Annotated in this window: 17 protein-coding genes; 13 read left to right on the top strand and 4 right to left on the bottom strand. The window is 45.4% G+C overall.

Annotated elements, in window-relative coordinates; genetic code table 11:
- Nucleotides 1–30 precede the first annotated feature (30 nt).
- The 6 genes from GUA98_RS00255 to GUA98_RS00230 all read left to right on the top strand — a co-directional run bounded on the left by GUA98_RS00255 (nt 31) and on the right by GUA98_RS00230 (nt 11176).
- Nucleotides 31–2415, top strand: a complete 2385-nt coding sequence (locus GUA98_RS00255; protein WP_153978274.1) for a polyprenyl synthetase family protein — start codon at nt 31–33, stop codon at nt 2413–2415.
- Nucleotides 2416–2690: 275 nt separating this feature from the next.
- Nucleotides 2691–5324 carry a PAS domain S-box protein gene (locus GUA98_RS00250; protein ID WP_193721707.1) on the top strand — a complete coding sequence of 878 codons (2634 nt, stop codon included), beginning with the start codon at nt 2691–2693 and terminating at the stop codon, nt 5322–5324.
- A 196-nt stretch (nt 5325–5520) separates the two neighbouring features.
- Nucleotides 5521–6348 carry a copper amine oxidase N-terminal domain-containing protein gene (locus GUA98_RS00245; protein WP_193721706.1) on the top strand — a complete coding sequence of 276 codons (828 nt, stop codon included), beginning with the start codon at nt 5521–5523 and terminating at the stop codon, nt 6346–6348.
- A gap of 444 nt (nt 6349–6792) precedes the next feature.
- The gene (locus tag GUA98_RS00240) at nt 6793–7524 is read left to right on the top strand and encodes a Stf0 family sulfotransferase (protein ID WP_193721705.1); all 732 of its coding nucleotides are present in this window, start codon (nt 6793–6795) and stop codon (nt 7522–7524) included.
- A gap of 140 nt (nt 7525–7664) precedes the next feature.
- Nucleotides 7665–9410: an ABC transporter ATP-binding protein gene (locus GUA98_RS00235; protein ID WP_193721704.1), complete on the top strand. Its 1746-nt coding sequence runs from the start codon at nt 7665–7667 to the stop codon at nt 9408–9410.
- On the top strand, nt 9407–11176 hold the full coding sequence (locus GUA98_RS00230) for an ABC transporter ATP-binding protein (protein ID WP_193721703.1): 1770 nt from the start codon (nt 9407–9409) through the stop codon (nt 11174–11176). The genes GUA98_RS00235 and GUA98_RS00230 overlap by 4 nt, the downstream gene beginning before the upstream one ends.
- 95 nt (nt 11177–11271) lie before the next feature.
- Here GUA98_RS00230 and cyoE read toward each other — a convergent pair whose 3' ends face one another.
- Entirely contained in the window at nt 11272–12201 is a 930-nt protein-coding gene (gene cyoE, locus GUA98_RS00225) for a heme o synthase (RefSeq protein ID WP_127535973.1), read from the bottom strand.
- A 404-nt stretch (nt 12202–12605) separates the two neighbouring features.
- Here cyoE and GUA98_RS00220 point away from each other — a divergent pair, with 404 nt between their 5' ends.
- The 6 genes from GUA98_RS00220 to GUA98_RS00195 all read left to right on the top strand — a co-directional run bounded on the left by GUA98_RS00220 (nt 12606) and on the right by GUA98_RS00195 (nt 18208).
- Nucleotides 12606–13523, top strand: a complete 918-nt coding sequence (locus GUA98_RS00220; RefSeq protein WP_193721702.1) for an NAD(P)/FAD-dependent oxidoreductase — start codon at nt 12606–12608, stop codon at nt 13521–13523.
- A 296-nt stretch (nt 13524–13819) separates the two neighbouring features.
- Complete coding sequence (locus GUA98_RS00215) at nt 13820–14407, top strand: TetR/AcrR family transcriptional regulator (RefSeq protein ID WP_193721701.1); 588 nt, start codon at nt 13820–13822, stop codon at nt 14405–14407.
- A 59-nt stretch (nt 14408–14466) separates the two neighbouring features.
- The gene (locus GUA98_RS00210) at nt 14467–15948 is read left to right on the top strand and encodes a DHA2 family efflux MFS transporter permease subunit (RefSeq protein ID WP_153980684.1); all 1482 of its coding nucleotides are present in this window, start codon (nt 14467–14469) and stop codon (nt 15946–15948) included.
- A gap of 290 nt (nt 15949–16238) precedes the next feature.
- The gene (locus tag GUA98_RS00205) at nt 16239–16859 is read left to right on the top strand and encodes a hypothetical protein (protein WP_193721700.1); all 621 of its coding nucleotides are present in this window, start codon (nt 16239–16241) and stop codon (nt 16857–16859) included.
- A gap of 59 nt (nt 16860–16918) precedes the next feature.
- Nucleotides 16919–17893, top strand: coding sequence for an MBL fold metallo-hydrolase (locus GUA98_RS00200; RefSeq protein WP_193721699.1), 975 nt, complete (start codon nt 16919–16921; stop codon nt 17891–17893).
- Nucleotides 17894–17986: 93 nt separating this feature from the next.
- Nucleotides 17987–18208 (top strand): cupin domain-containing protein, encoded by a 222-nt coding sequence (locus tag GUA98_RS00195; protein WP_153978285.1) that lies wholly within the window; start codon nt 17987–17989, stop codon nt 18206–18208.
- A 140-nt stretch (nt 18209–18348) separates the two neighbouring features.
- On the opposite strand, the gene GUA98_RS00190 is transcribed toward GUA98_RS00195, so the two are convergent.
- Complete coding sequence (locus GUA98_RS00190; RefSeq protein WP_193721698.1) at nt 18349–20751, bottom strand: LamG-like jellyroll fold domain-containing protein; 2403 nt, start codon at nt 20749–20751, stop codon at nt 18349–18351.
- 343 nt (nt 20752–21094) lie between these two features.
- On the opposite strand from GUA98_RS00190, the gene GUA98_RS00185 reads away from it, so the two are divergent.
- Nucleotides 21095–24865, top strand: a complete 3771-nt coding sequence (locus GUA98_RS00185) for an alpha-L-arabinofuranosidase C-terminal domain-containing protein (protein ID WP_193721697.1) — start codon at nt 21095–21097, stop codon at nt 24863–24865.
- Nucleotides 24866–25051: 186 nt separating this feature from the next.
- Here GUA98_RS00185 and GUA98_RS00180 read toward each other — a convergent pair whose 3' ends face one another.
- Both GUA98_RS00180 and GUA98_RS00175 read right to left on the bottom strand, forming a co-directional pair.
- Nucleotides 25052–25321: a hypothetical protein gene (locus tag GUA98_RS00180; protein ID WP_193721696.1), complete on the bottom strand. Its 270-nt coding sequence runs from the start codon at nt 25319–25321 to the stop codon at nt 25052–25054.
- Nucleotides 25322–25567: 246 nt separating this feature from the next.
- Nucleotides 25568–25696: a DUF4023 family protein gene (locus GUA98_RS00175; RefSeq protein WP_095358309.1), complete on the bottom strand. Its 129-nt coding sequence runs from the start codon at nt 25694–25696 to the stop codon at nt 25568–25570.
- Nucleotides 25697–25796: the final 100 nt, after the last annotated feature.

Raw genomic sequence — 25796 nt, 5'->3', positions numbered from 1 at the left:
AACATTAATAGAAGTTGAGGTATCCATCCTATGAATAACGCACTTATAGATCATGCCGAAGCAGGATATGAGTTAGCCGAGCATAAGGCAGCCCAGTACTTTGCTTCCCTTCATAACCAGCTAATAAATAACACATATACAACGGTTCTAAAGCAGGATTTTCATCTATGGCAAAAGAAACATATTCAGCGATTCTCATGGTTACCCTGGATATCACGAACTTCAAGAAAACCCGATTCCCGGGATGTATATAGATATATCCACTGGTTGAACGTGACCGGTAAACTGGATGAGTACCTCGATCGCAGTATTTCCTATATTTATATGAGAGATCTGGGCAAGGCGCTGGATACTCCCGAAACGCAGGCTCGTATTCAGCGGGTTGTGCAGGATACCAAGAAATACTTCATGCGTGCGGATGGAGCGAAACGACAGGGCCAGCCCGATTTTATCAGCCTGGCGGCATTGTATCGCTGGGCTCAGAAGGAAAACGTGGAGACTGCCGTAATCTGGCTGATACAGAAACTTGAAAACGTCGCTTCAAATATTCCGAAGGAGCTGGACGCAGAGCAGGCACAACGCAAGCTGATTAAGATCATTCTTGGCGTTGTCCTGCATGTGAATGATGAATTGGATGAAACGACACCCATTCCGGAACGTTCGAAGAGATTTGATGCAGCTATCAGATTGGGGTATTCATACGGGTTAACCTATCCATTTATAGACGATCTGTTGGATTCACAGGCCCTGACTTCCCAAGAGAAAGAACAGTATTCCCTCCTGATTCGAAAGGCGCTGCTTACAGGAATTGTACCTGACATTGGCGAGTGGAACGGAGACAATGAGGAAGTCATTCGCTATGTTCATTCAGAGCTGCGTGAGGCATTTGAATACATCAAGAATTATCAGCGACCTGAGATGCAGCGGACCTTTTTCGAGCAATCCTATGTGTTTTTTCAATCCCAAGAGCTGGACCGGGCGAAGAAACTTGCCAATGTGAGTTATACCAATGAAGAGCTCTATATCCCGATTATTATCAAGTCATCTTCATCCAGGCTGATTGTTCGTTCCGTCCTAAGCGCTTCGGAGGATGAAGGCTTTGATCTCCGCACGTTCTATTATGGAATTTACAATCAACTGGCCGATGATTTTGCAGATATGTTTGATGATTTGGAAGAGGGGGCAGTGACTCCGTACACGTATTATTTGAAATACCGGGATCTGCGTCCTGACTTAATTAATCCATATGAGCTCTATTGGACTGTAATCTCTCATTTGATCCACAGTGTGTATGACTCGGATGCCAAGACTCGTGAGGTCATATTGGATCGTGCGATCAATGGCCTCAAACGCAGCAGGGAACGACTGGGACCAGCGAAATATAATGAAATTATGGACATCTTTGCTTCGGGTCAGCCTGAATTTAACGATCTCATTCAACGAATGGTTCAAAAAGCGGATGACGTGGACTTTCTCGATAAATTGCTCAGGGATCAGGTTGTTGTCCATCTGAAGAATGACAAAAAGGAAAAAGAAGATTTTCTTCAAACGGTTCGAAACGTTCGTGAACGGATTAACATGGAAGTTCAAATCTCCAAACCAAATACAATTCTAGAAATGAAGGAAACGCTGATTGATGCAGCCAATTATAGCCTGCAGGGAAGCGGCAAACGGCTGAGGCCGATTTTAACCTGGGTAATGGGTGTGCGAGAGTATGGGCTGTCAGAAGCATCGATCGTTCCGCTGTTAAGGTCACTGGAGTATATGCATACCGCTTCCCTCATTTTTGATGATCTGCCAACGCAGGATAATGCTTCAACCAGGCGCGGCCGTTCAACCTTGCATCAGGTGCATAACAGCGCCACAGCTGAATTAACAGGCCTCTTTCTGATCCAGAAAGCCATTGGAGAACAATCCTCGCTTAGTCAATTCGATGCTTCAACGGTGCTAACCTTGATCCGATATTCGGCTGAAAAAGCAGAAGACATGTGTATGGGGCAGGCGATGGACCTCAACTCTAAAGGAAAAGCGCTGACGTTGGATCAGCTGAACACGATCTGCTTCTACAAAACAGGCATTGCCTTTGAAGCCGCGCTGGTGATGCCTGCTATTCTGGCACAGGTTAAGGATTCTGAAATTTCCTCCTTGAAGGCATTTGCCTATCATGCGGGTATCGCTTTTCAAATCAAGGATGATCTGCTGGATCTGGAAGGGAATGACTTGGTGCTTGGTAAACCAGCCGGGCAGGATGTCCGCAACAACAATTCAACCTTCGTTTCCATCCTTGGGGAGGATGGAGCGAAAAAAGCAATGTGGGAACATTATTGTCTCGCAACGGATGCACTTGCCGAAATGCCGAAGCACATCCCTTTTTTGAAACATTTGTTGGATTACATTGTTGGTCGTGAGCGCTGACAGATTTTACTCGCGATTTCGAGCACCATATGACTTATAATGAACATAAGCGACAAAGGTCGGGACTTCCATGTTGATGGAATCCAGGCCTTGTTTCCGTTTAAAAGACACAAATCATTTGGAAAGAGCTGTTTCAATCCCTATAATAATGGGTACTAAGCAGTTATTATGGTTTTAAAACGATTATTCCTTTTCGAGACGGACAAGTTAAAAGCGATAATTTGAAATTTCGACAACCCATTACTTGAGTATATATTTCAAAAGGAGATCTTAAAATGCAGGTTCAAAAGGTCGACCATCACGAATTGTTCGAGCAGATTTATAATCAAGCACCTATTGGAATTGCACTCGTCGCTCCGTCAGGTCAATGGTTAAAAGTAAACCCTGCATTTTGCAGCATGATGGGCTATACCAGTGATGAACTCATGAATCTCAGCTACCAGGATATTACACATCCGAACGACTGTCCGCAGGATGTAGTCTATGCTTGTGATTTGTTTGAAGGCAGATCGAAAGAGTATACGTACGAAAAGCGCTACATCCAAAAAAATGGGGACGTACTCTGGATTTCATTGCATATTTCCTTGGCCCGGGATGAAAGTACAGATGAGCCGCTATATTTCATTTGTCATATTGTAGATATAACAGATCGTAAGGTGTCCGAACAAAAACTGCTGCACAGTGAAGAGATGTTCAAACTGATTTCGGATAATGCACAGGAGATTATCTACATTGCCAATCTTGATGGAGTTTGTCGGTTCTGCTCACCTTCGGTTCGCGATCTGCTGGGTTACTCTCCAGAAGACATTATCGGCCAGAATAACAATGACTATTTTCATCCGTTTGATCTGGAACAGATCTCACAGATGGACTTGACTACCGGAAATATGCTGAATATCAGAGTTCGTCATAAAGATGGACATTATCTATGGTTTGAGACCACATACAAGATTATTGGGGATGCCGAGCAGGAACGGCAGATACTTACCATTGGACGAGACATATCTGAGCGAAAGAAACATGAAGAGATCAGTGCAGAGGCTGAACGTATTGCGATGATTGGTAGTTGGGAATGGGATATGGTCAATGACCAAATCGCCACTTCAGATCAGGTGCTTGAAATTTTCGAGCTTGAGCGCACACACAAACGCTACCGGGCAAGGGATGTTCTTCGGGTGATGAATCCCGCCGATGCAGCATCCTTGCAAGAAAAAATCAGAGAGACGAAGCAAGGAGAACCGCTTGATTTCGAATACAAACATATCCGTTCTGATGGGAGTGAGAAATATCTCCATTTGCGCGGGCTGATTACGTTTGATGAACACCAACAGCCAATACAATTGAACGGAACTTTGCAGGACATCACTGAACGGAAACTTATTGAATTTAAACTGCAGGAATCCGTGGAACGTTACACTTCACTTAAGAAATATAATCATGACGCCATTATCTCGTTTAACATGGACGGCAACATCATGAATGCGAACCCTGTAGCGGTGAAAATGACAGGTTGTCCTGTGTCGGTCATGATCGGCACGAGCATTAGCAGATTCATCGGAGCTGTCAATCTGGGAATGATCCTGCGCAGCAATTACGAATTGGCTGAGAAGGAAATTAACGCCGTTCGTCACACGGATGGTACTGAGACAGAAGTGTTAGCTACACTTGCTCCGATCATCATCAACAAGACCAATGTCGGATTCTATCTGATTGCGAAGGATATTACGGAACAGAAGAAGCTGCTTGTGGCCAAAGAGACTGCCGAGAGAATGAACAAGGCCAAAAGTGAATTTTTGGCAATGATGAGCCATGAAATTCGCACACCCATGAACGGTGTTATCGGGATGACAGATCTGCTTCTGGATACGCCGGGACTTAGTGAGGAGCAAAAGGAATATATTCAAATTATTCAGAAGAGTGGAGATTCCTTACTGGCCATCATTAATGATATCCTGGATTTCTCGAAAATAGAGTCAGGTAAAACGGATCTGGTCGATGATCCTTTTGATGTTGGGGAAATCGTGACAGAAACCGTGCAAATTGTGAAACCACTGGCTCGTGAAAAGGAGCTGGATATTCGTTTACGTCTGGATGAGGCCATACCGACTCCGCTCTATGGCGATGCTTACCGTTTGAAACAAGTACTTACCAACATTATCGGCAATGCGGTCAAATTTACGCCAGAAGGTAGTGTGGCAATTGAAGTCGGAGTTAAGGAGCAGTGCAGCAATAACATCCTTCTGCAATTTAAGGTGAAGGATTCGGGCATAGGGATTCCTGTTGAGAAAAGACAGCAATTGTTTGAGCCCTTCTACCAGTTAGAGAACTTTATGACCCGTAAACCTCAAGGGACTGGTCTGGGGTTAGCCATCAGTAAGAAGCTGGTAGAGCTCATGCAGGGCGATATCTGGATCGAGGAATCGGATGAACCTGGTACAACATTTATATTTACGGCTTCCTTCAAATTAAATAATGATGAAGGTAGCAGCCAGTTTGATCAACAGCAGAAAAAGAACAGAAGTACACCTCTGCGCATTCTCATTGCCGAAGACAATGAGGTTAATTTGCTTGTCCTTAGCCGGATGGTTGAGAAAAAGGGACATTTTGTAGATCGTGTAGCAGATGGTGTGGAGGCTGTTGAGAAGGTCAAACGTAGTGCATACGATATTGTTTTTATGGATGTGCATATGCCGCGGCTTGACGGATTTGAAGCCACCAGAGCGATTAAGGAACTTTCGGACCCCGAAGCATGTCCATATATTGTTGCGGTTACGGCAAATGCCGTCCGGGGCGATCGGGATAAATGCTTGAAGGCGGGCATGGATGATTATGTAAGCAAACCTATAAAGAGCGAGTCCATCATGCAAGTGATGGAGAGGTATTATCACAAGAAACAGATCCATCATTGACCTCGTAAAAAGGATCATTTCTGAACGAGTCAGCACCTGATGGGCAATAGAGCCGCTGCTTATCCTAGATAAGGGAGCGGTTTTTTGGCATCCTATCCAGCGTTTTTTTATGTGAAGTTCCAACTTTCAATGGTCAGATAACGTTAACTATTCCAGAAAGAATGGTTACGTTATTTGTTCCTTGGGAGGATGTCACATGAAATTAAAAAAATGGGTTATATCATTGCTGGCGATCTTGATGATTGCCTCATTTAATGCACCGACCTTTGCTGAAGAAGAAGCTATTGTAGAGGTTGAGGATGGAGTACTGTCCAATAATCGGGTTCTGATCCCTTTAAGAGTTGTATCCAGCAATCTAGGGGGGGATATAAAGTGGTATCCGGAAGATAGATATATACAGATTCACACAAAAGAGAAAGAGATTTTGCTGGCTGTTAACTTCAAAAATGCGCGTGTAAATGACACGATAATAACGATGGATTCGCCCGTGCTATTAATTGGAGGCGTGACGTATGTTCCCTTGAAATTTGTCAGTCAGGTTTTTGGAGCCAAGCTGACCTGGGATGGTGAGAACAAGCAGGCAACAATAAGGTCAAATGGTCAGACGGTAGTTGTGCATGTCCAGCGTGATGAATCCCGAATAACCAATTCTCTGAAAATAAGCCATGCCAGGTTAAATTTATTGTCGGAAAAATTGAACGAAACGTCCAAGCTGTCTGAGATTAAACATGTACAGACGTATTTCAAACCCTATTTTACAGAGAAGTTGATCGGTTCCATTGTTGGAGGGCAGGAGCTGCAAAATGAATGGATTCAGTATGATGTTCCTGAGAACTCCGTTTATTATACAAGTTCTACAACAGGAACATTATCTCAATCGTTCGTTCTTGGGAATACGCTAACAGGTGAATCACACTACGTCTATGATCGAAACATTGAACTTGTACACCGTGAAGGTGTATGGAAAGTCAATCAAATGAAGTTTGCCTACAGAACCATTCCTAATCTGGGGTATGATCGTTAAGCTTACCACATATGATGATCAACATGTAGGAAATAACAATTAAGACAAAATGTTCTTGACGTAATGTGGTGGAGCGCATACAATTAACAACAAATATGTGTAACGGGTGGGTAGATGAATATGTTCATGCCAATAAGGGATTTACATTCAATAACTGAATAAGCATGAGCATAGATACGATCTTAGGATGAATGTCAGTGTGTAGACAGTCGTGCTCAAGCAGCCCTGTCGTGGACACTATTCATTTTTGCGATGCAGAGGAGAAATCCGGAAACGATTTTGATTTCATATGGTTCTCTTGTTGATACAAAGCTGTAGATGAACATTAGTTCATCTATGGCTTTTTTGCATGCATCCCACCAATCGGTTCACATGGAAAGGAGATCTTTAGATATCTGGGCTTCAATTCATTTTATATCCTAAGGGAAGAAAGGTGGTAAAGGTATGAACAAACCTTCTCAAAGCTATACGATTTGGTTTTCCCAACGCACAGGCAGTACACTGCTCAGTGAAGCTTTAAGTTCAACAGGTGTTGCAGGTAAACCTGGTGAATGGCTGCATTTCCAGCATAAGAGCCCGGAAACATTGAAGCGTGCAGATCTGGAGCAAATCTGGGAGATGGGTACAACACCTAATGGGGTATTCGGCATCAAAATCAATTTTGAACAGCGCTGGATCAATGCGATTCGCGAACTGTATCAGCTGCCAACCGAAACGCCGAGGGCGGAAGTATGGAGTACAGGTTTCCCCAACTGTACGAAGCATATTTACATGACACGCAGAAACAAAGTGAGACTGGCAGTGTCTTGGTGGCGGGCTATTGTTTCAGGTGAGTGGCATCGTCAGCATGGTGCTCAGGCTGAAGAGAAAGATATTGCAGATCAATACCATTTTGATGCCATTAAACATTTGCTTGTTGAGAGCAGTATGTGTGAAGCTGCCATCGAGGATTTCCTTTCGGAGTCGGGCATCGTCCCTTTGACGATTGTATATGAGGATTTCGTACAAAATTACGAGGGGACCGTCCGAAAGGTACTGGAGTACTTGGATGTTTCGTCTGCTGACGTTACCGTTGCGCCCCCGGCTTTTGACCCTATCGCAGATGAGATATCCGAACAATGGGTTCAAAGGTTCCGGGAAGATTGCCAGAAGGGTTGGGAGAATACAAGATGGTAAAACTACAAGTCAATTTTGAAGTTTGGGTGCAAGAGATGGTATTTCATGTTGTTCTGCATGATTCGTCTTAGCTATCCGACATGAAAGGCATAATGAAGTTCATTGAAAAGTATTTAAATAGACGTAAAGGGGTGGGCAGCATGCCCAAACAAGAAAAAAGATCCATGACCTGGCTCTTCCGTTATCTGAAGCCTGTAAAAGGGCGACTCGCACTGCTGGTGGTAATGCTGCTGACTTCTACCGGTTTGCAGCTGCTGAATCCGCAGATCATCCAGCGGTTTATTGATACAGCCGCTAGCGGTGGAATGCTCACAAATCTGATTCAGCTCGCAGGCCTCTTTCTGGTCGTTGCTGTATGTAATCAGTTGATTACGGTGGCAGTCAGTTATTTTGGCAATGATGTGTCATGGCGCGCAACCAATCAGCTGCGGGGAGACCTGCTTAAACATTGTCTGAAACTGGATATGCGTTTTCACAATGTAAAAACACCCGGGGAAATGATTGAACGTGTGGATGGAGATGTAACGAGCATTTCCAACTTTTTCGCCATGTTTATTGTTCAGGTTATTGGGAGTTTTGTGTTGCTTGCCGGCATACTCGGTTTTATGTTCACGGTGAATGTACCTATTGCAATCGTCATGACCGTGTTTACGTTATTATCGATTTTATTTATGGTATTTATCCGGAATTTGGGCGTACAATCCTCCAAAAATGAGCGAGAAGCAAGTGCATCCCTGTTCGGCATGATCGAAGAGCGGATTGCCGGAATTGAGGATGTACAGGCAAACGGGCACGTGCCGTATGTCATGAGCCGTTTCTACAAATTAATGCGCACGGTATTCCTGAAAGGCCGGAGAGCCTGGATGCTCCGCGTAATTCCGTGGAATACCACCGTCATTTTATTCGCCATTGCTGTTACAGTGGTTCTCTTGCTGGGCGTTCATTATTTTATGCAAGGGGCGATTAGCATCGGAACCTTGTTTCTGATCTACCAATATACCCAGATGCTGAATGATCCGATTGAGATGCTGGGAGATCAGGTGCAGGAGTTTCAAAAAGCGAAATCCGGTATGCTTCGTTCCAGGGAACTGCTTGCCCTGAGCAGTGAAATCAAGGACGGAGACCAGGAACAGCTGCCGAATGGAGCGCTTGGTCTTGAATTTAATCATGTACACTTCAGCTATAACACCGATAAGCCTGTTTTACAGGATATTCATTTTAAGATTGAGCCTGGTCAGAGGCTTGGAATTATTGGTCGAACAGGCAGCGGAAAGTCTAGCCTGAGCCGGGTGCTGCTTCGTTTATATAATCTGGACCAGGGTGTTATCCGCGTTGGTGGCATGGATATTTCCAAGCTCAGCTTGAAGGCACTGTATAGACGGGTGGGCATGGTTACGCAGGATGTTCAGCTGTTCGATGGTACACTTCGGGATAACCTGACATTGTTCAATCAGGAGGTGCCCGATGACATGATCCTGGAAACGACGGATCGACTGGGTCTGCGTCAATGGATTGATACCCAGCCCAATGGGCTGGATACCCATTTGAACGCGGGTGGTTCATCCTTGTCCGCTGGAGAAGCGCAATTATTTGCTTTAACCCGGGTGTTTCTGACCGAGCCGAGTTTGGTCATTCTGGATGAACCTTCCTCACGTCTGGATGCGGCTACGGAACACTTGCTCCAGTCGGCTGTCAACCAGTTGATGCAGCAATGTACGGGAATTATTATCGCTCATCGTCTGGCTACGCTTGAACAGGTTGATCAGATCATGGTACTGGGGGATGGCCGGATATTGGAATTCGGTGCGAGGGAAGACCTGGCGAACAATCCGAATTCTCATTATGCACGGCTGCGAATGACAGGCAGAGAGGAGGAACTTGCGTGAATGTGGCAGGATTTATTGGACGGCTGTTTCGGTTTAGAATGGTATTATTTATCATTAACGGTTTGTTGTGGTGCTTGTTTCATTCATTGCCATTAGCTATTGGTATTGGGATGCAATGGTTTTTTGACCGGGTAACGATTGGCTCCAGTGATTACCTATGGCTGGCAGTGCCGCTAATATTCATTGCGCTAGTTAGATTAGCCAGAGTAGGCACGTTCTTTGCCGCTTTCTATGCGTGGATTACATATGTCTTTCACATTCAGGCCATTCTTCGTACCAATATGCTGGCTGGCATTATGCGCTGGCCTGGACGTAATCTTCCAGCATCACCCGGAGAAGCGATGAGTCGCTTTCGTGATGATGTGGACGAAGTTGTTGAGTATGTTGAGTCCTGGGTAGATTTCTGGGGAAGGCTCGTGTTTGCAATTGTATCCATCGTCATTATGGCAAATATCAACTGGAAAATCACACTGGTCGCCGTCATGCCATTACTTGTCGTTACGCTGCTGAACAATCTGTCAGGCAATCGCGCACGTAAATACGCCCAGACCAATCGGGAAGCGACAGGGCGGATTACAAGTTTTATAGCGGAAACGTTTGGCGCAGTGCAGGCTTTGAAACTGGGGCAGGCCGAGCAGCATGTTTCAGCCCGGTTCAATCAACTTAATGAGGATCGTCGTCAAGCAGCCCTAAGGGATAATCTGTTCAAACAGTGGATGAGATCCCTGAATCAACATGTGCTCAGCATATGTACAGGATTAATCCTGCTGATGTGTGCAGCTGAAATGAGAACCGGACAATTCACTGTAGGTGACTTTGCCTTGTTTACCTCGTATCTTGCGAACATAGGCTTTAGCATTTCCTTATTCGGGTACATGGTATTTCAGCATAAACGACTGAAGGTTTCCTTTGACCGCATGCGCAAGCTGTTTCGTCCTGGTGAAGAGGATTGCATCATCGAATCAAGAGAGATCTATCTGTATGAGGATCCGCCGGAACCGGTTGAACTGCAGAGAGAAAAGAACGATAAACTTAGGGAGCTGGAAGTCAGCAATCTGACATACCATTATCCTAATTCTTCAAAAGGAATTCAGAATATTAACCTCCGACTGAAACGTGGACAATTTATTGTGATTACCGGACGAATCGGATCGGGAAAATCTACACTGGTGAGGACGCTCCTTGGATTATTGCCGAAACAGGAGGGACGTATTCGGTGGAACGGGGAAGAGGTAGATCCAGCAACATTCTTGATGCCGCCTCGTGCGGCTTACACGCCCCAGGTCCCTCGATTGTTCAGTGATACATTGAAGGAGAACATTGTGCAAGGCAAAAAGGGCAGAGTAGGCGAATCGCTCACACGTGCCATTCGCCTGGCTGTAATGAAAAAGGATATTGAACACCTTGATCAAGGATTGGAAACCTCCGTTGGTCCGAGGGGTGTCATGCTGTCAGGTGGACAGATTCAGCGTGCAGCCACGGCACGGATGTTAATAACTGAAGCGGATCTGTACATCTTCGATGATCTATCGAGTGCCCTGGATGTTGAGACGGAAAAGCAGGTGTGGGAGGGGTTATCCAACGAGCAGCATGTGACATGTATTGCCGTTTCACACCGGCGAGCAGCACTTTCCAAGGCAGATCATATTATCGTATTAAAAGATGGCCGTATTGAAGCCGAAGGAAGCTTGAGCGAGCTGCTTGCGACCAGTGAAGAAATGCAATTGCTCTGGCAGGGAGAACAAGCGCCTGTGAAAGTGGGATAAGATCAGATTATTAAACCATAAAACAAGCCGTACAGTTAACTCTCTGCAAGAGTTTGTCTGTACGGCTTGTTTGTATTCAAGATTGCTGCAATTCTTTATCTGAGCAGCTGTGCGATCAGGGAATAAGCGATGATCACCAGGAATACAATCGTAATGTGATTGATGGAGAAAATAAACATTTTATGTGACCATTTCTTGGTTTGGTTCCGATCAAATGTTGCCACGCTAAGAATGAGCCATGCCAAGCTGACCAAGAAAGCAACAATCGCCACTAACGGGCTAAGCGGCCAGAATAAAAAGCTGGAAAGCAATAACAATACCAGATACACATTCGTTTGAATATACGTGCGTCTGATTCCTTTGACAACAGGAAGCATTGGGACACCAGCTGCCTTATATTCATCAAATCTGCGGATGGCAATACCGTAGAAGTGAGGCATTTGCCACAAGAGCATGGTAACAACCAAAGCCCAGATTTCAAAATGTCCAAGTTCCGGTGAGATTGCTGCCCAACCAATCAGTGGTGGAACGGCACCGGATAAGCTGCCTACTTCCGTATTGTATATTGTTGTACGTTTGGTCCACATGGTATATGGGAAGACATAGAGCAACAATCCCAGGATACCAAACACGGCTGCTGAAGGTGAAGCAATATACAGTAGAATGCCCCCGAGCACCGTAATCGTGATCCCCAGAATAAGTCCGGACTTGGTATCAACTTGACCCGTAACGGTCGGACGTGTTCTAGTACGTTCCATAATCGCGTCAATATCCCGGTCGTACAAGTTGTTGAACACACCAGCAGCCCCGATGATCAGGGAGGAGCCAATGACAGACAGTATGATCGGCACAATGTTGGCTATGAATGAGGCATCAAATACATACAATGCCAGACACAAACCGGCAAGCATGGCGATCAGATTGGACTTGATGATTCCGACTTTAATCGTATCAAAGAATACTTTCGGAATGGAGCTATACTCTAGTTCAATTTTGGGTTGAGACCCCTTATTCAGTGTTTTCAAATGCTCACTTCCTATATCTATACTTATATATCTCGTGCCCTTATTATAGCATTTAGTTTACTATGTGAATTAAAACACGTTTTTGTTTAAAAATACTGTCAATTGATTGTGAACAATTTAAAAACAAGGTTTTTTTTAATTGTTAAAATTGAATTTCTGTGCTACAGAATTCATGAAAAAAACAAAGATATCATAATAAATGAGAAAATTATACTTGCATTTTTGAAATTAAGGGTCTATTGTAGATATCAAGGGTCTTTAATTGTGTTTAATTTCATTCTCTTTATTATAGCCTATCTGGTTGTTATTGTCAGGGTTTACTGTTTTAATCCATAGGCTGTGAAGAAGAGAATCTTTTTTTTAGGTCAATTAAGGACTTTATGTATCTGGAAAGGGTGTTTAAAATGAATAAAACAGTAGATGTGATTATTATAGGCGGGGGACCATCCGGTCTGAATGCTGCACTGGTCCTCGGAAGAGCCAGAAAAGAGGTTGTTGTTATCGATGAAGGGAAACCTCGTAATAAGGTGACTCGTGAAACTCATGGTTTCTTGACAAGAGACGGGGCAACACCTAGTGAATTCCGCCAAATTGCCAAAGAGCAGATCCGCGCCTATCCTTCTGTACATATCATGGAGGAAACAGCCGCTGCGGTCACAGGAACGGAAGGTTCATTTGAAGTAACTACGGTAGAAGGAAAGATCGTAAGAGGCCGGAAGCTTCTTTTTGCAGTCGGAAAAAAAGACCAGCCTCTCGACATTGCCGGACTGTCCGCGGTATATGGTAAGAGTGCCTTTGTATGCCCATACTGTGATGGCTGGGAGTTGAGGGATCAACCCCTTGGCATCATTGTGAGTGGGGATAAAGCCGTACACATGGCCAAAGTCATATCGGGTTGGACGAACCGATTCACCATATTAACGAACGGAACTGGAATGACGGAGGAACAGCGGGAGGAGTTGAAGCAGCATCAGGTGTCTGTATTGGACACGCCGATCCAATCCATTGAATCAGAGGAAGGAATGGTTAGGCAGATTGTGCTCGAGGACGGAAATACCGTAGAGTGTACAGGCATTTTCTTCGCACCCAAGCTTGTCATCGGTTCGCACCTGGCTCAGACACTGGGGTGTGAGGTAACGGAGTCAGGGACAATTAAGGTAGATGAGTTGGCCAAAACGTCCGTACCGGGTGTCTTCAGTTCGGGAGATGCTGCGTCGGAAATATATCAGGCGATTACTGCAGCTTCGTTGGGCGCGCTCGCGGCAGTTAGCATCAATAGTGAGCTGAACGCCGAAGCCTGGGATCATTCAGGAAAGTTATAAATGTTGATAGTAGAGTAGATCAGATTGGTTTTCTATGAAAACGTGTGGGCAGGTAAATGGAATGTTGATTTTTTCAGAGATCGAGTACGAGCAAACGTACTAGAATCAAGGCGGTGAAGAGCCGTCTTTTTATATTCCTAATCGATAATCCAGTATCTTCGCTTCTTTTAATATGAAGATAACAAACTGTTAGCGTTTCCATAACATTTCTTTGATAAAGTTGTTGACAGTACTTCTCGAAACGGGTTTAATTATGTAGACCGATTGTTATAATTCAGATTAAGGAAGTGGCTCCATTGAGTGAAAAGTCTAATGCTAAAGAACAAATTGTCAGCACAGCAGCCAGACTGTTTTTTTCACAAGGATATCATGCGACCGGTCTTAATCAGATTATTAAGGAGAGCAGTACGCCAAAAGGATCGTTATATCATTATTTTCCGCACGGCAAGGAAGAGCTCGCACACGAGTGCATCCAGAAAGCCAATGAACACATCATGCAGAAATTCGAGGATACCTTCGCAGCCCATGAGACCACAGGAGATGCCATCCAGAGGTTTATTCATGACATGGCTGATGAAACGGAAGCGGCTGGTTTCACGGGGTTTCTGCCATTCAGCTTTTGGGCAGCCGTGGAGACTTCCTGTATCAGTCATCAACTGCGTGTGGCATGCCAGGGTGTATTCGCCAATTGGCAGAACATCATTATGAAACATCTGATGATGGAGGGCGTTGGTGAGGAGAAAGCACGAGAAACGGGTCTTTTGGTCATCTCTTTAATGGAGGGAGCACTGATTATCAGTCTGACCAATCAGGATAAACAGCCTCTGCTGACGGCTGCTGATTATTTGTCAAGTGTGGCTAAGAATGCCAGAGGGATTCAATAAGTCTGCACAAAGAGAGAAACAGTTATAATGTTTGAGGAGGATGGATCGTGGAGGTTTCCATGAAGGCTGGTTCTGTACAGGACCAAGAAGAAACAAAGCAATATAAGGTACTGCCCATATTATTCGCGATGCTATTGAGCGGATTCATTGGCCTGTTTGGTGAAACAGCGCTTAATGTGGCACTGACGCCGCTGATGACCCTGCTTGAAGTTGGACCTACAACGATTCAATGGTTGACGACAGGTTATCTGCTCGTACTGGGTATTTTGGTGCCGGTTTCCGGTATGTTATTACAATGGTTTACAACAAGACAGTTGTTTACAACGTCTCTGATATTTTCGATTGCGGGAACCCTTGTTGCTGCAATTGCACCAAGTTTTGAACTGCTTTTGGTTGCAAGGGTACTGCAGGCTGTAGGTACAGCTCTGTTGCTGCCATTGATGTTTAACACGATTTTGGTTATTTTCCCGATTGAAAAACGTGGTGCTGCCATGGGATTGATCGGTCTCGTAATCATGTTTGCTCCAGCGAGTGGTCCGAGTATTTCCGGATTGATTTTGGCTAATCTGAGCTGGCACTGGATTTTCTGGATTTCCTTGCCGTTCTTCATTATCTCGCTGGTGTGTGGTCTGCTGTTCTTGCCGAACATTTCAAAACTGACCAAGCCGAAAATTGATGTAATCTCCATTATATTGTCTACCCTCGGTTTTGGCGGGATTGTATATGGATTCAGCAGCGCGGGAGGACATGGGGAAACAGGCGGAGGCTGGACCAGCCCTGTTGTGGTAATTACTCTGGTTGTCGGAGTATTGTCCCTGCTGCTGTTCAGCATCCGTCAGTTGCGGATGAAGCAGCCAATGATGGATCTGCGCGCTTTCAAATATCCAATGTTTACGATCGGTTTGATTCTGATCTTCATCTGTATGATGATGATGTTGTCATCAATGCTGATCCTTCCAATGTATCTGCAGCAAGGTATGGCTGTTACAGCACTGACTGCAGGCCTGGTATTGCTGCCGGGCAGCTTGCTGAATGGATTCCTGTCTCCGGTTATGGGACGTTTGTTTGATAAATTTGGTCCAAAATGGCTCGTTATCATTGGCCTGGCGATTGTGGCTGTTGTACTGTTCATGTACACTGGCATCACGCCAACAACGGCTTTGGGAACAATCATTACGATGCATGTGTTCATGATGATCGGGATTTCCATGATTATGATGCCTGCTCAAACGAACGGTTTGAACCAGCTGCCGCCTGAGTATTACCCTCACGGTACAGCGATCATGAATACATTACAGCAAGTATCCGGTGCGATCGGTACTGCAGTTGCCGTAAGTATTTTGAGCGCGGGTCAGACTCGCTTCTTGAGCAATGTAACTAACCCGGAGAGCCCGGAAAACCAGCTCGCTGGTTTCACGTCAGGGGTACAGAACGCATTTGTGTTTGCACTGGTTCTTGCCGTGATTGGTCTGGTGATCTCTTTCTTCGTTAAACGGGTGAAGGTTGGATCACAACAAGGTCAACAAGGCCCTATGCATTAATTCAATATCACTTAACATTAAACGATGTTCTCCCAGTATGGCTGGGGGACATCGTTTTTTTATATTTTGACAACATGACATAGAACGGGTCCCATTCATTAGAGTGGAAAAAAGTCAGCTGCAGTACGTCAAAAGTCACATATATAAACATGAAAGCAAATAGTTCATGTTCTGGCGAAATTGGATATGTTCAACTTCTAGTTTAGCGACAATAATAGTGAAGTGAAGTTAGATTCATCATTAAGTGGAAAACGTTTTAGCTTTGATAATCGATCAAGGAGAACTCTTTTATGAAAATCATTCAACCATTACCACCACATCTGGAAGATATGCTATTGCATTATGAACGGAACGGGCACCTGAACATGCAGGCTTCGCTGCTGGGAAAACAGTCTGTCGTCTATAAAGTAAAGGAGTATTGCCTCAAAGTGTACACCAAGCGTGGGAAGATCGGTGGAGAACTCGAGAGCGAAGCCATCATGTCCATGCAAAGAAACCGTCATGTCCCCAAACTGTATGCCTACTCTCCAGGACATTTTATCTTGACCGAATGGATAGATGGATATAATCTGAGACAGTATCGAGAGTACTTCGGGCATATTCCGTGCAACCTGATCTACGATATGTTATATTCCGAACTTGAGCAGATTCAGTCTGGCTATCGGGATTGGGATGTGATACGTTATGAAAATTTGCTCTGGACCCACGAGGGATATGTGAAAAGAACTGATTTTTGGCTATGTGAGCCTGCAGGACCCGAGCGAGAAGGTATGGAAAAAGCGGTGATCCGTAAAATCAATCGCGTTCAGGCTGGTGATGAAGCAGAAGTGAGGGGAATACAGGAATATCTGTTTCGGCACGGCCTTACAGCTTCAGAAGTTCAGCACGCTTTGGAGCAGTTTCAATCCTAGGATAATGAATCCATTATTTCATAGTGAACCAGCCATTATGAAGAACAGAGGGTAATAAAATGACCAAATACGAAAATCAGATTCCAACATCGATGAATATGAGCTTGAAGGCTATGCTGAGCATGCTTCGGGATTCCCTTAAGAGTGGTCAGGAACGAAGACCTATGAGTCATATACCGATAGTGAAAAGTGAGTTTATCGAAGCGGTAAACATTGATGATCATCCGCAAGTGACATGGTTCGGACATTCGGCATTTCTGCTTGAAATGGAAGGAACCCGATTGCTTTTTGATCCCATGCTGGGTAACCGTCCATCTCCGGTATCCTGGGTGGGGACGAAGCGCTACAATGTTAATTTGCCAGCCCAGCCAGAAGATTTTCCGCCACTGGATGCCATCATTTTATCTCATGATCACTATGATCATCTGGATTATTCCTCGATTCGGAGGCTGATGAATAAAACCGAACGGTTTATCGTACCGCTTGGCGTACGTCGGCGTTTGATTCAAATCGGTGTGCCTTCGGATAAAATTACTGAGCATGGCTGGTGGGATGAACTTCAATTCAAGGGTCTGACACTGGCATGCACGCCTGCAAGGCACTTTTCGGGGAGAGGATTATTCGATCGTAACTCCACGGTATGGTGCTCATGGGTGATCTTGGGACACGAGACAAAGGTGTTTTTTAGTGGGGACAGCGGGTACGGACCTCACTTCAAGGAAATCGGCGACAAGTATGGCCCCTTCGACTTGACGATGATGGAATGTGGACAATATGACGAACGGTGGGCCAACATACATATGATGCCGGAAGAGACCGTACAAGCCCATCTGGATGTAAAAGGAAAGCTCCTCATTCCTATTCATTGGGGAGCATTCACCTTAGCCTACCATGCCTGGACTGATCCAGTTGAACGAATTACCCAGGCAGCACGTAATGCACATATCAATATCGCAACTCCGAAAATTGGAGAAAAGGTGCAGATCCATACCGGAATTTATCCGATGGAACATTGGTGGAAATCCGGTTTCTAATCATCTTACAGCGTCTACTCAGCACATGAGTGGACGTTTTTTTGTTTATTTTAACATTGAAATTGCACTATAAATTAAGAGGATGTCCTGGAGATGGATGAGGCAGCTTCATGGAGTGCAGAGCCGCACATTGATGGAACTGAGGAGTTTATTACCGTCTTTGAAGGGGAAATGACAATTCATGTCGGGGGAGAAGAGTTTACGGTGAAACAAGGGGAGTCCATTCGCTTTCGAGCAGACAAGCCGCATCGTTATCTAAACTCTGGAGTTTCAGAGAACCGACTTAGCATGGTTATTCATTACCCGGGTAGATAAATAGTAGGTGGGAGTCTGCAGCTTGGAGTTATTTTCAGATGTCCTTGAAACAAAAAAATAAAGTAGCCAGTCAAGCTCGGCTACTTTATGTGCAATTATCTATTTCACTCAGATCATGAGGGGGAATCCAGTCCAACCGTTCAAGGTTTGATTTCTGCTTGACGTTGGATTTCTTTGGCGCTTAGCGCTTTGTCATATACTCTCACCTGATCCATTTTGCCTTGATAGAACGGATCGGCAGCATATCGACTTTTGCCCAAATAGGCTTCCGCAGCTTTTAGATCCTTCGGATTAAACGTAATTTCAGAGCTGCTTACGACTGATTTGCCGTTTACATATATGGTGCCCGTATCTCCTTGCAATGTAACAGCCACATGAACCCATTGGTTGATGGGCAGTGCTTCAGTCGAGATCAGACTCTGATCCCGGCCCTGATCATGAATGGTGAATTGCAGAGCACCGTTATGCTGGGATGGTGTAAGGAACATATGTCTGGTCAGGCCATTGCCGAAGTCGAATATACGCTGCCAAGCCCCGCCGCCATCCCAGTTTACCCAAGCACTGAACGTAAAGTCCGTGGTGTCTGTGAGGAGTCCAGGCAGTTGAATGTAGCTGTCTTTTCCGTTAAAGGCAGCAGCCTGATTCTTGCTGCTAATTGCTGAGCCTACTACATTAAAGGACTGTCCATGATAACCGTTTTTACTATAATCCTGTGCGATTTTAGCGAGTTTTTTGTTATCAAACGTATACTCGCCCAGCAGTGGGCCAGCAGCCTGTTCAGGCACGATCACGCTGAACGTTCTGGTGGCCGTAGCCGTACCTTTTCGAATGGTTGCGGTCAATTTTACTTTGGCATCCCCTTTGCCGCTGCGTGGCCGATGGACTGCTCCGTCAGCCGAAATAACAGAGGGAAGAGAAGATTTCCATGTGATCTGACTATCCCGTGTACCTGTGGTGGGAAGGGAGAGGTCATAGAAAATATTCTCCGTATTTCCAAGCGTCAGATCCTTTTTCACCGCCTGTACCACATCCTGATCCTTCATGGCGTTCATCTGACTTCCCCAGACCGCTACACCGGATGAAGAGAGAGCACTGAAGGTCAGCACGTTCTGCTGTGAATCAGCATCCCATTCCTGGGTGAAGACGCCTTCGTATACCACATTGTTGGACGTTATTCGTACCTTATTGTCCTCCAAGAGGCTCCATGTCCCTGTTACAGCACCAGTAACCTGGCCATTTGCTGCAAACTGAACAATCTGGGAGGACTTGATTTCGGCTGTGATATCCTTCCCGTGATTAACCCACTTATATGAACCGGCCGCACTTTGTTCGGTCACTTGAACAGGATTGCTCTCTATGCCTGCATAACGGTAAGGAGATACGACAGGCCATCCTTCGGAATTCATATGCATCTCATGAACCCGTACCTCATGTTCTTCTCCGCGATTCGGAAAGCGGGAGTGGAAGATGAGGAAGTGCTTGCCGGTCTCTTCATCATAATAAGCAGAGTTGTGTCCTGGAGATACATATCCTGTCCCCTGGCCGGTGCCGGGGTCCCCGATCTGCCTCTCGAACAGGTAATTCCCGAGCAGTTTTACGCCAAATGGCTCAATGGATTTGTCATCGAACAACGGTTTATCCTTGTCTGCCATAACCTTGATCATATCGTTGCCTTCAGCATCGTAGAAGGGACCGTCCGGTGTTTTGGAGCGGGCAACACGAATGTTATATCCACCGTCAGCCGCGAGTCCACCATAAGACAAGTACAGATAATAATAATCGGTTTCGGGACTATAGAGCATATAAGGGGCTTCGATTCGGCTGTGGTTACCTCCGGTCACTTTCTTGCCATAACCTTGATTCGGCAGGGGTTTGCCGGTTGTCTCATCCATTTCAAGAATGAAAATCCCTCCGGAGTAAGATCCGTACACCATCCATAGCTTGCCGTCTTTATCATAAAACACATCCGGATCGACCACGTTTGGATGCTTGGTCGCATCATAGATGGTGCCATCTTCACTAATCTCATCCCACATGCCTGATTTCAGCAAAAGTCCCTGGTCCTTGTATGGGCCTTCAATGTTGTCCGCTACGGCGACGCCAAGGGCGGACCGCGGGGAATCCCCTTTGCAGGCATTGTAATACATATAGAATTTGCCATCTGCCAGTTGAATGACATCGGCTGCCCAGAGCGTATCCGTCTGAGCCCATTGCAGAGCTTCTGCAAACTCCTTGGTTACATTGGGAACGACGGGATTGTCATCCGTAACGCCTGAAGCGACGGAATCCCAGCTGATTAAATCTTTGGACTTCGCGACCTGCAGATGGGAACCGAAGACATAATACGTATCATCTACCTTGATGACGGAAGGGTCATGAACGGAGACGTTCTTAAACGCAGGCAGCTGATTTTCGTTTAATGTAGTGGAACTTTGCGAATTAAAAGCAGTTGAGGCTGTATTGTCCGCCAAAGCGGAGACTGGCGAAAGAGCTGGTGCAGAGAGCAATGCCGTGCTAAGTGCAATGACCAAATAACGCTTCATACGTGTCCCCTTTCTTCATTCACAAAAATATAAAACAAGTTAAAATACAATGATTGAACGTGGTAGTGCAGTCCTCCTTTCAGTTATTACTCGAATCAAGCGCTTACATTTGCTATAATATCAATTAATTTATATTTTTGTAAACCATGTTGTTCAAACGAATTAAAAAAAGCAAAACGAACAGTTAAAGTTTGAATTTATTTTGGATTTAACACCGATTAGAAGTTTTATGTTGAAAAACCAATTCGAAATGAGTACTATAACGAGTATATAATAAATTTATACTTTTATTAATGATTCATATATTTATGAATAATTGATATTCTACATAGGAGGCATAACGATGAGTAGTTATCAGGATCATATCATTGCACACTATAAGTTTGAGGATGCGGGCAACATTGGTAAGGATTACTCGGGCCAAGGCAAGGATGGCATTGCTGCAGGTCTTTCCGTACCGTCGGTGGCGAAAGTGAGCGGAAGGAATGCGGCTGCTTTTGCAGGGGGGAACAATGGAACGTCGTATCTTCAGTTACCTTCAGATCTATTTCAACATGTAAGCGATAAAACAGGCATCACTGTGGCAGCGTGGGTGCACCTGAACAAGGGATCCAATGTGTGGGAACGCATTTTCGACTTTGGAAAAGGAGAACAGGGCCCCAATCTGTTTTTGACAAGACAACTGAGAGGAACGATGTCTGCAGATGGGGATTTGGTTGTGGATCCGGGCCGAGGATTTGCAACGGGGGAATGGATGCATATCGCTTTGTCGGTAGCTGGTACTCATGGAGGTACGCTTAGCAGTGCTGGCCCGATCATTTATGTGAATGGAGAGAAAATAGCGGATGGGTCCATCAGTCAGACGTCCAGTGGTAATTATGCGAAGCTGCGCAGATGGTTCGATTCCTTCACGGATTCGGCCAATTACAGCCAGAATTACATTGGTCGCTCTCAGTATGCAGCCGATGTGGATTTTGCCGGATCCCTGTCTGATTTTCGGATATATCAGGCCGGATTAACCATGGATGAAGTCATCGAAGTCATGTGTGAATCATTAACCGATGAAGAGATTGTTGCGTTGGCAGGAGACAAATATTTGTCATTTCCGACCCGAATCATTACGAAGAACATTTCGCTGCCTGCTGACTTGCTAGGTGGTAAAGTGAAGGTCCACTGGCAGTCCAATCGTCCTGAAGTGCTGTCGCATGATGGAGAAGTACAACCCATTACTTCGGCACAGGAAGCAAGCCTGAATGCAATTTTGAGGAAAGGTGAAAGCACGCTGAGCAAACGTTTTGACGTATCCGTATTGCCGGAGGATCTGCCGCCTTATACCATAACCATCCACGGGGATCAGCAAGTCGCTGATATTAGTGAGGTCATGTACGGTTTGTTTTACGAGGATATTAACAATGCAGCGGATGGGGGAATCTATGCCGAGCTGGTTCAGAACCGTTCATTTGAATCTTTTGCATTTGATACATACTCACATACCTCCGGTGAATGCGGGTGTTCGACAGGGAGGAACCGGGATCCGTTGTTCGCCTGGTCTGGCGAAACGAGCAAAATGAATGTGCATCACGAAGGTGGATTGAATGAACACTTCAAACTCGAAGACCCGGATGCAAATGCCTACTATGTGACGGTTCAGGATGGAGCAACAATACGAAATCGCGGTTTTTCCGATACCAATCAGCATTGTGCCATGTCCATCAAAAAAGGGGAGCAGTACGTCTTCACCATCTGGGCAAAGGCAGATTCGGGCGGTACGATCACCATACAACTGCAGGATGGCTCGGAAACTGCAATCAGTGATTCTGTCAAGGTTCATGTAGATGGAGGAGGTACCTGGAAAAAGTATGGTGCAGTCAGCGTGGATTCAGATACGAGTAATCAGGCTCTTGTTCTTACCGGAACAGAGACAGCACTTGGACAGCTCGTGCTTACGTTTGAAGGAGACATTTCCATCGATATGGTGTCTCTGATCCCACGGGACGTATGGGGTGCAGTTCCTGAAGAAACAGGCATATCCACATCAGCACATGCCAACTACAAGGGGAATCCGAACTATCGACTGAGGAAGGATCTGGTTCAGGCTCTCGTTGATATGCATCCCAAGTTTCTGCGCTTTCCGGGAGGTTGCATCTCGGAGGGGTCCTTCATATGGGATAATGTGTATGACTGGAAGGATTCCGTTGGTCCGGTTGAGCAGCGCAAAGAGAACTACAATGTCTGGGGTTACATGATGACGATGGGTCTTGGGTACATGGAGTACTTCCAGCTCGCGGAAGATTTGAATGCTGCTCCGGTTCCCGTTATGGCCTGTGGAGTTCTGTGTCAGGCACGTTCGGATTATGCACATCCGGCTGGCGGTGCATTAAGAGAATATTACATCAAAAACTTCACGGATTTGATCGATTTTGCCCTGAGTACAGATATTGAACATAACGAATGGGCGGCAATACGAAGCCAGATGGGACACCCTAAGCCGTTCGATCTGCGCTACCTTGGTGTAGGCAACGAGAACTGGGGAACCGAATTTTTCGCCAACTTTGAAGTGTTCAAAGCATCCATTGATGATTATATGAAGCTAAACTATCCGGATCATGAGCTGCATATTATTTCAACCGTTGGTGCACAAGCGGACGATGATGCATACCAACAAGGCTGGAAGTTCCTGAGCGGTAACCTTACAGGTTCGGCCCAAGTAGCGTTTGCCGATGGACAGAAGGTCATTGAAGAAACGGTAACCTGGTACGAGAAGCAGGATGATTACATGGATACCATTGCAGACGAACACTATTATCGGTCCAATGATTACTTGCTGAATAACGTGGATCGTTATAACTACTACCATCGGGCTTATCATGAAGATGGGCAAATCAACTGGAAAGAGACTTCCAAGGTCTTTGTAGGGGAGTACGCATCCACGGACAAAAATACACTGGCGGGTGCCGTTGCAGAAGCAGCGATGATGACGGGCTTCGAAAACAATGCGGATGTCGTTCGTTTGGCTGCCTACGCGCCATTGTTCAATAAAGTGCTGACGGATGGAACCTATCGCTGGACACCGGACTGCATCTGGTTTGACGATGAAACGGTATGGTATACCCCGAACTACTACGTTCAGCACCTTTTTGCGAAATACGTTGGAGATCAAGTGATTGGCACTTCGTTTAAGACGTACAGCAATGGAAAACAGGTGGAACTCATCCCTCACGGAGGGATTGAGATTGCAGCAGGTAATGCAGACATCGTCGTGAAACGGGTTACGGTCACATCCAATCAGGATGGCGGCGTGCTGTTGAGTGAAGATTTCAGGGAGCAGACGGAGCTGAGTGAGGCGTGGGGTCTGATTCCTGGTTCGAACGGATATACACTTGAAGCTGGAAACGGACTTGTGCTGAAGGCGCAAACCAGCGGCCTGAACGGGATATATCTTCTGAATGAAGAATGGACAAATTACAAGGTGCAGGTGGAAACCAAGCGCTTGGCGGGTGATGACGGTTTCTATGTTGGTGTGGGACTTACGGATATTTCATCTGACAAAAAGGATGTCATTGAATATGCGATTGGTTACGGTGGTGATGCAACGGGAGTGAAAGTGTACAAACAAGGTATCGAAGGATATACGCTCGGTGATTATTCTTCAAGTTCAGCAGCGGGTAACCTGAGAGCTGCGAATGATGAACCGCTGGAGAGCGGTACCGATTATACGATCATTGTCAATTATGGCGGCGATACAGGGAAGAACTTGATCTGCTCCTATACGGACGGACATACAACCAGTAAAGTACTGGATTATAAGCTCGAAGCATATAATCGTGAGGTGTTCCATTCCGTTACGAGAGATCAGCAGCATGTATATGTAAAACTGGTGAATGCCGATAGCGTGGACAAAGCCACACACGTCCATCTTGAGGATCTGAATGTGAAATCTGCAGCACGGTTGATCACACTTAGCGGAGATCAATCATTGGTTCATGTTCCGAATGTGAACCAAAAGAATGATGAGAAGGTGGTTCCACAGGAACAGGAGATTCGTCTTGACGGTGAATCCGTGGTTCTCCAGTTACCGGCTCATTCAGTCAATGTCTTGATTCTGGATTTGTAGTTTCACTTGGCGGAGATCAGATTACTCAGGAAGTCAATGAAGTCATTAATGCCAATAAATAAACAAGAAGTGCCACGGTACAATTGAATTTGTATTGTGGCACTTTTGGTGCACGAATATCCTTTGAATATACTGGAACTATAGTGTGTTCCATGTGGAGTTGAAAGAAAGGGATGGCTTCGTTTCTTATTTGCGTTTCAGCAATATAACCCCGGAGATCGCCGATGTGTTTTTACGGTATACGACTTTAAAACCGATGTCATGATCCAGCAGACAGTTTAGAGCATTGATTAACAGAGCACCGGGTACCAGGGAGAATGTGCATGGTGATGTGTCTCCAATCACACGAACACTTTGGATTCTTCGAGCAGATCCCGGTACAAGCGGGTTTCTGGACCAATAGATTAACACGAGATCAGGTTGACGTGGTGCTTTTGCACAAGTTCGACAAGCCATCGTATCATCTCTTTTCTATTAATAATAGGTTCGCTATATTAAATGAAAGGTAGTGATAGGATGTGCTGGACGAACTACTCCATGCGATATAAACAGGCGTTTACCAAGTAAGAAAGCTTAATAGTGAAGTCGGTTTGATAGAGAGGAAGGAAAGGGAAAGGACCTCTAACGCGAGATCCTTTCTCTTGCGGGAACAATGATTACGAAGGAAGCTTCGTCGGAATGACTGCAATTCAGCCAGTCAACTTACTTTTTGGTTCCGTGCTGTTTGGTTGGCAGCTTGTCGCTGGGTGTTCCTTTACCATTGTTCTTGTTATGACGGGCCTTCTCGGCGTTCTCATTTACCTTTTGCACAAATTCATGGGTGCTTTCCATGGACGATCCAGCTCCTTTATAATCAAAATGTGTACCCGGATCTTAATATAACCACCCGAAGTCCGTTATATGAAACTGGACAAGGAGTAGTACGATGTCT

The organism is Paenibacillus sp. P13VS (assembly GCF_015143645.1).
Taxonomy (GTDB): Bacteria; Bacillota; Bacilli; order Paenibacillales; family Paenibacillaceae; genus Paenibacillus; species Paenibacillus xylanilyticus_A.
This window is presented reverse-complemented; position numbering and strand designations above follow the sequence as displayed.

Bases quoted from the DNA above. Each gene is read 5' to 3' on its own strand.
- GUA98_RS00235 (WP_193721704.1), top strand. From the start codon at position 7,665: ATGCCCAAACAAGAAAAAAGATCCATGACCTGGCTCTTCCGTTATCTG.
- GUA98_RS00245 (WP_193721706.1), top strand. From the start codon at position 5,521: ATGAAATTAAAAAAATGGGTTATATCATTGCTGGCGATCTTGATGATT.
- GUA98_RS00220 (WP_193721702.1), top strand. From the start codon at position 12,606: ATGAATAAAACAGTAGATGTGATTATTATAGGCGGGGGACCATCCGGT.
- GUA98_RS00180 (WP_193721696.1), bottom strand. From the start codon at position 25,321: ATGGCTTGTCGAACTTGTGCAAAAGCACCACGTCAACCTGATCTCGTG.
- GUA98_RS00255 (WP_153978274.1), top strand. From the start codon at position 31: ATGAATAACGCACTTATAGATCATGCCGAAGCAGGATATGAGTTAGCC.
- GUA98_RS00205 (WP_193721700.1), top strand. From the start codon at position 16,239: ATGAAAATCATTCAACCATTACCACCACATCTGGAAGATATGCTATTG.
- GUA98_RS00200 (WP_193721699.1), top strand. From the start codon at position 16,919: ATGACCAAATACGAAAATCAGATTCCAACATCGATGAATATGAGCTTG.
- GUA98_RS00190 (WP_193721698.1), bottom strand. From the start codon at position 20,751: ATGAAGCGTTATTTGGTCATTGCACTTAGCACGGCATTGCTCTCTGCA.
- GUA98_RS00195 (WP_153978285.1), top strand. From the start codon at position 17,987: ATGGATGAGGCAGCTTCATGGAGTGCAGAGCCGCACATTGATGGAACT.
- GUA98_RS00250 (WP_193721707.1), top strand. From the start codon at position 2,691: ATGCAGGTTCAAAAGGTCGACCATCACGAATTGTTCGAGCAGATTTAT.
- GUA98_RS00175 (WP_095358309.1), bottom strand. From the start codon at position 25,696: ATGGAAAGCACCCATGAATTTGTGCAAAAGGTAAATGAGAACGCCGAG.
- GUA98_RS00185 (WP_193721697.1), top strand. From the start codon at position 21,095: ATGAGTAGTTATCAGGATCATATCATTGCACACTATAAGTTTGAGGAT.
- GUA98_RS00210 (WP_153980684.1), top strand. From the start codon at position 14,467: ATGAAGGCTGGTTCTGTACAGGACCAAGAAGAAACAAAGCAATATAAG.
- GUA98_RS00240 (WP_193721705.1), top strand. From the start codon at position 6,793: ATGAACAAACCTTCTCAAAGCTATACGATTTGGTTTTCCCAACGCACA.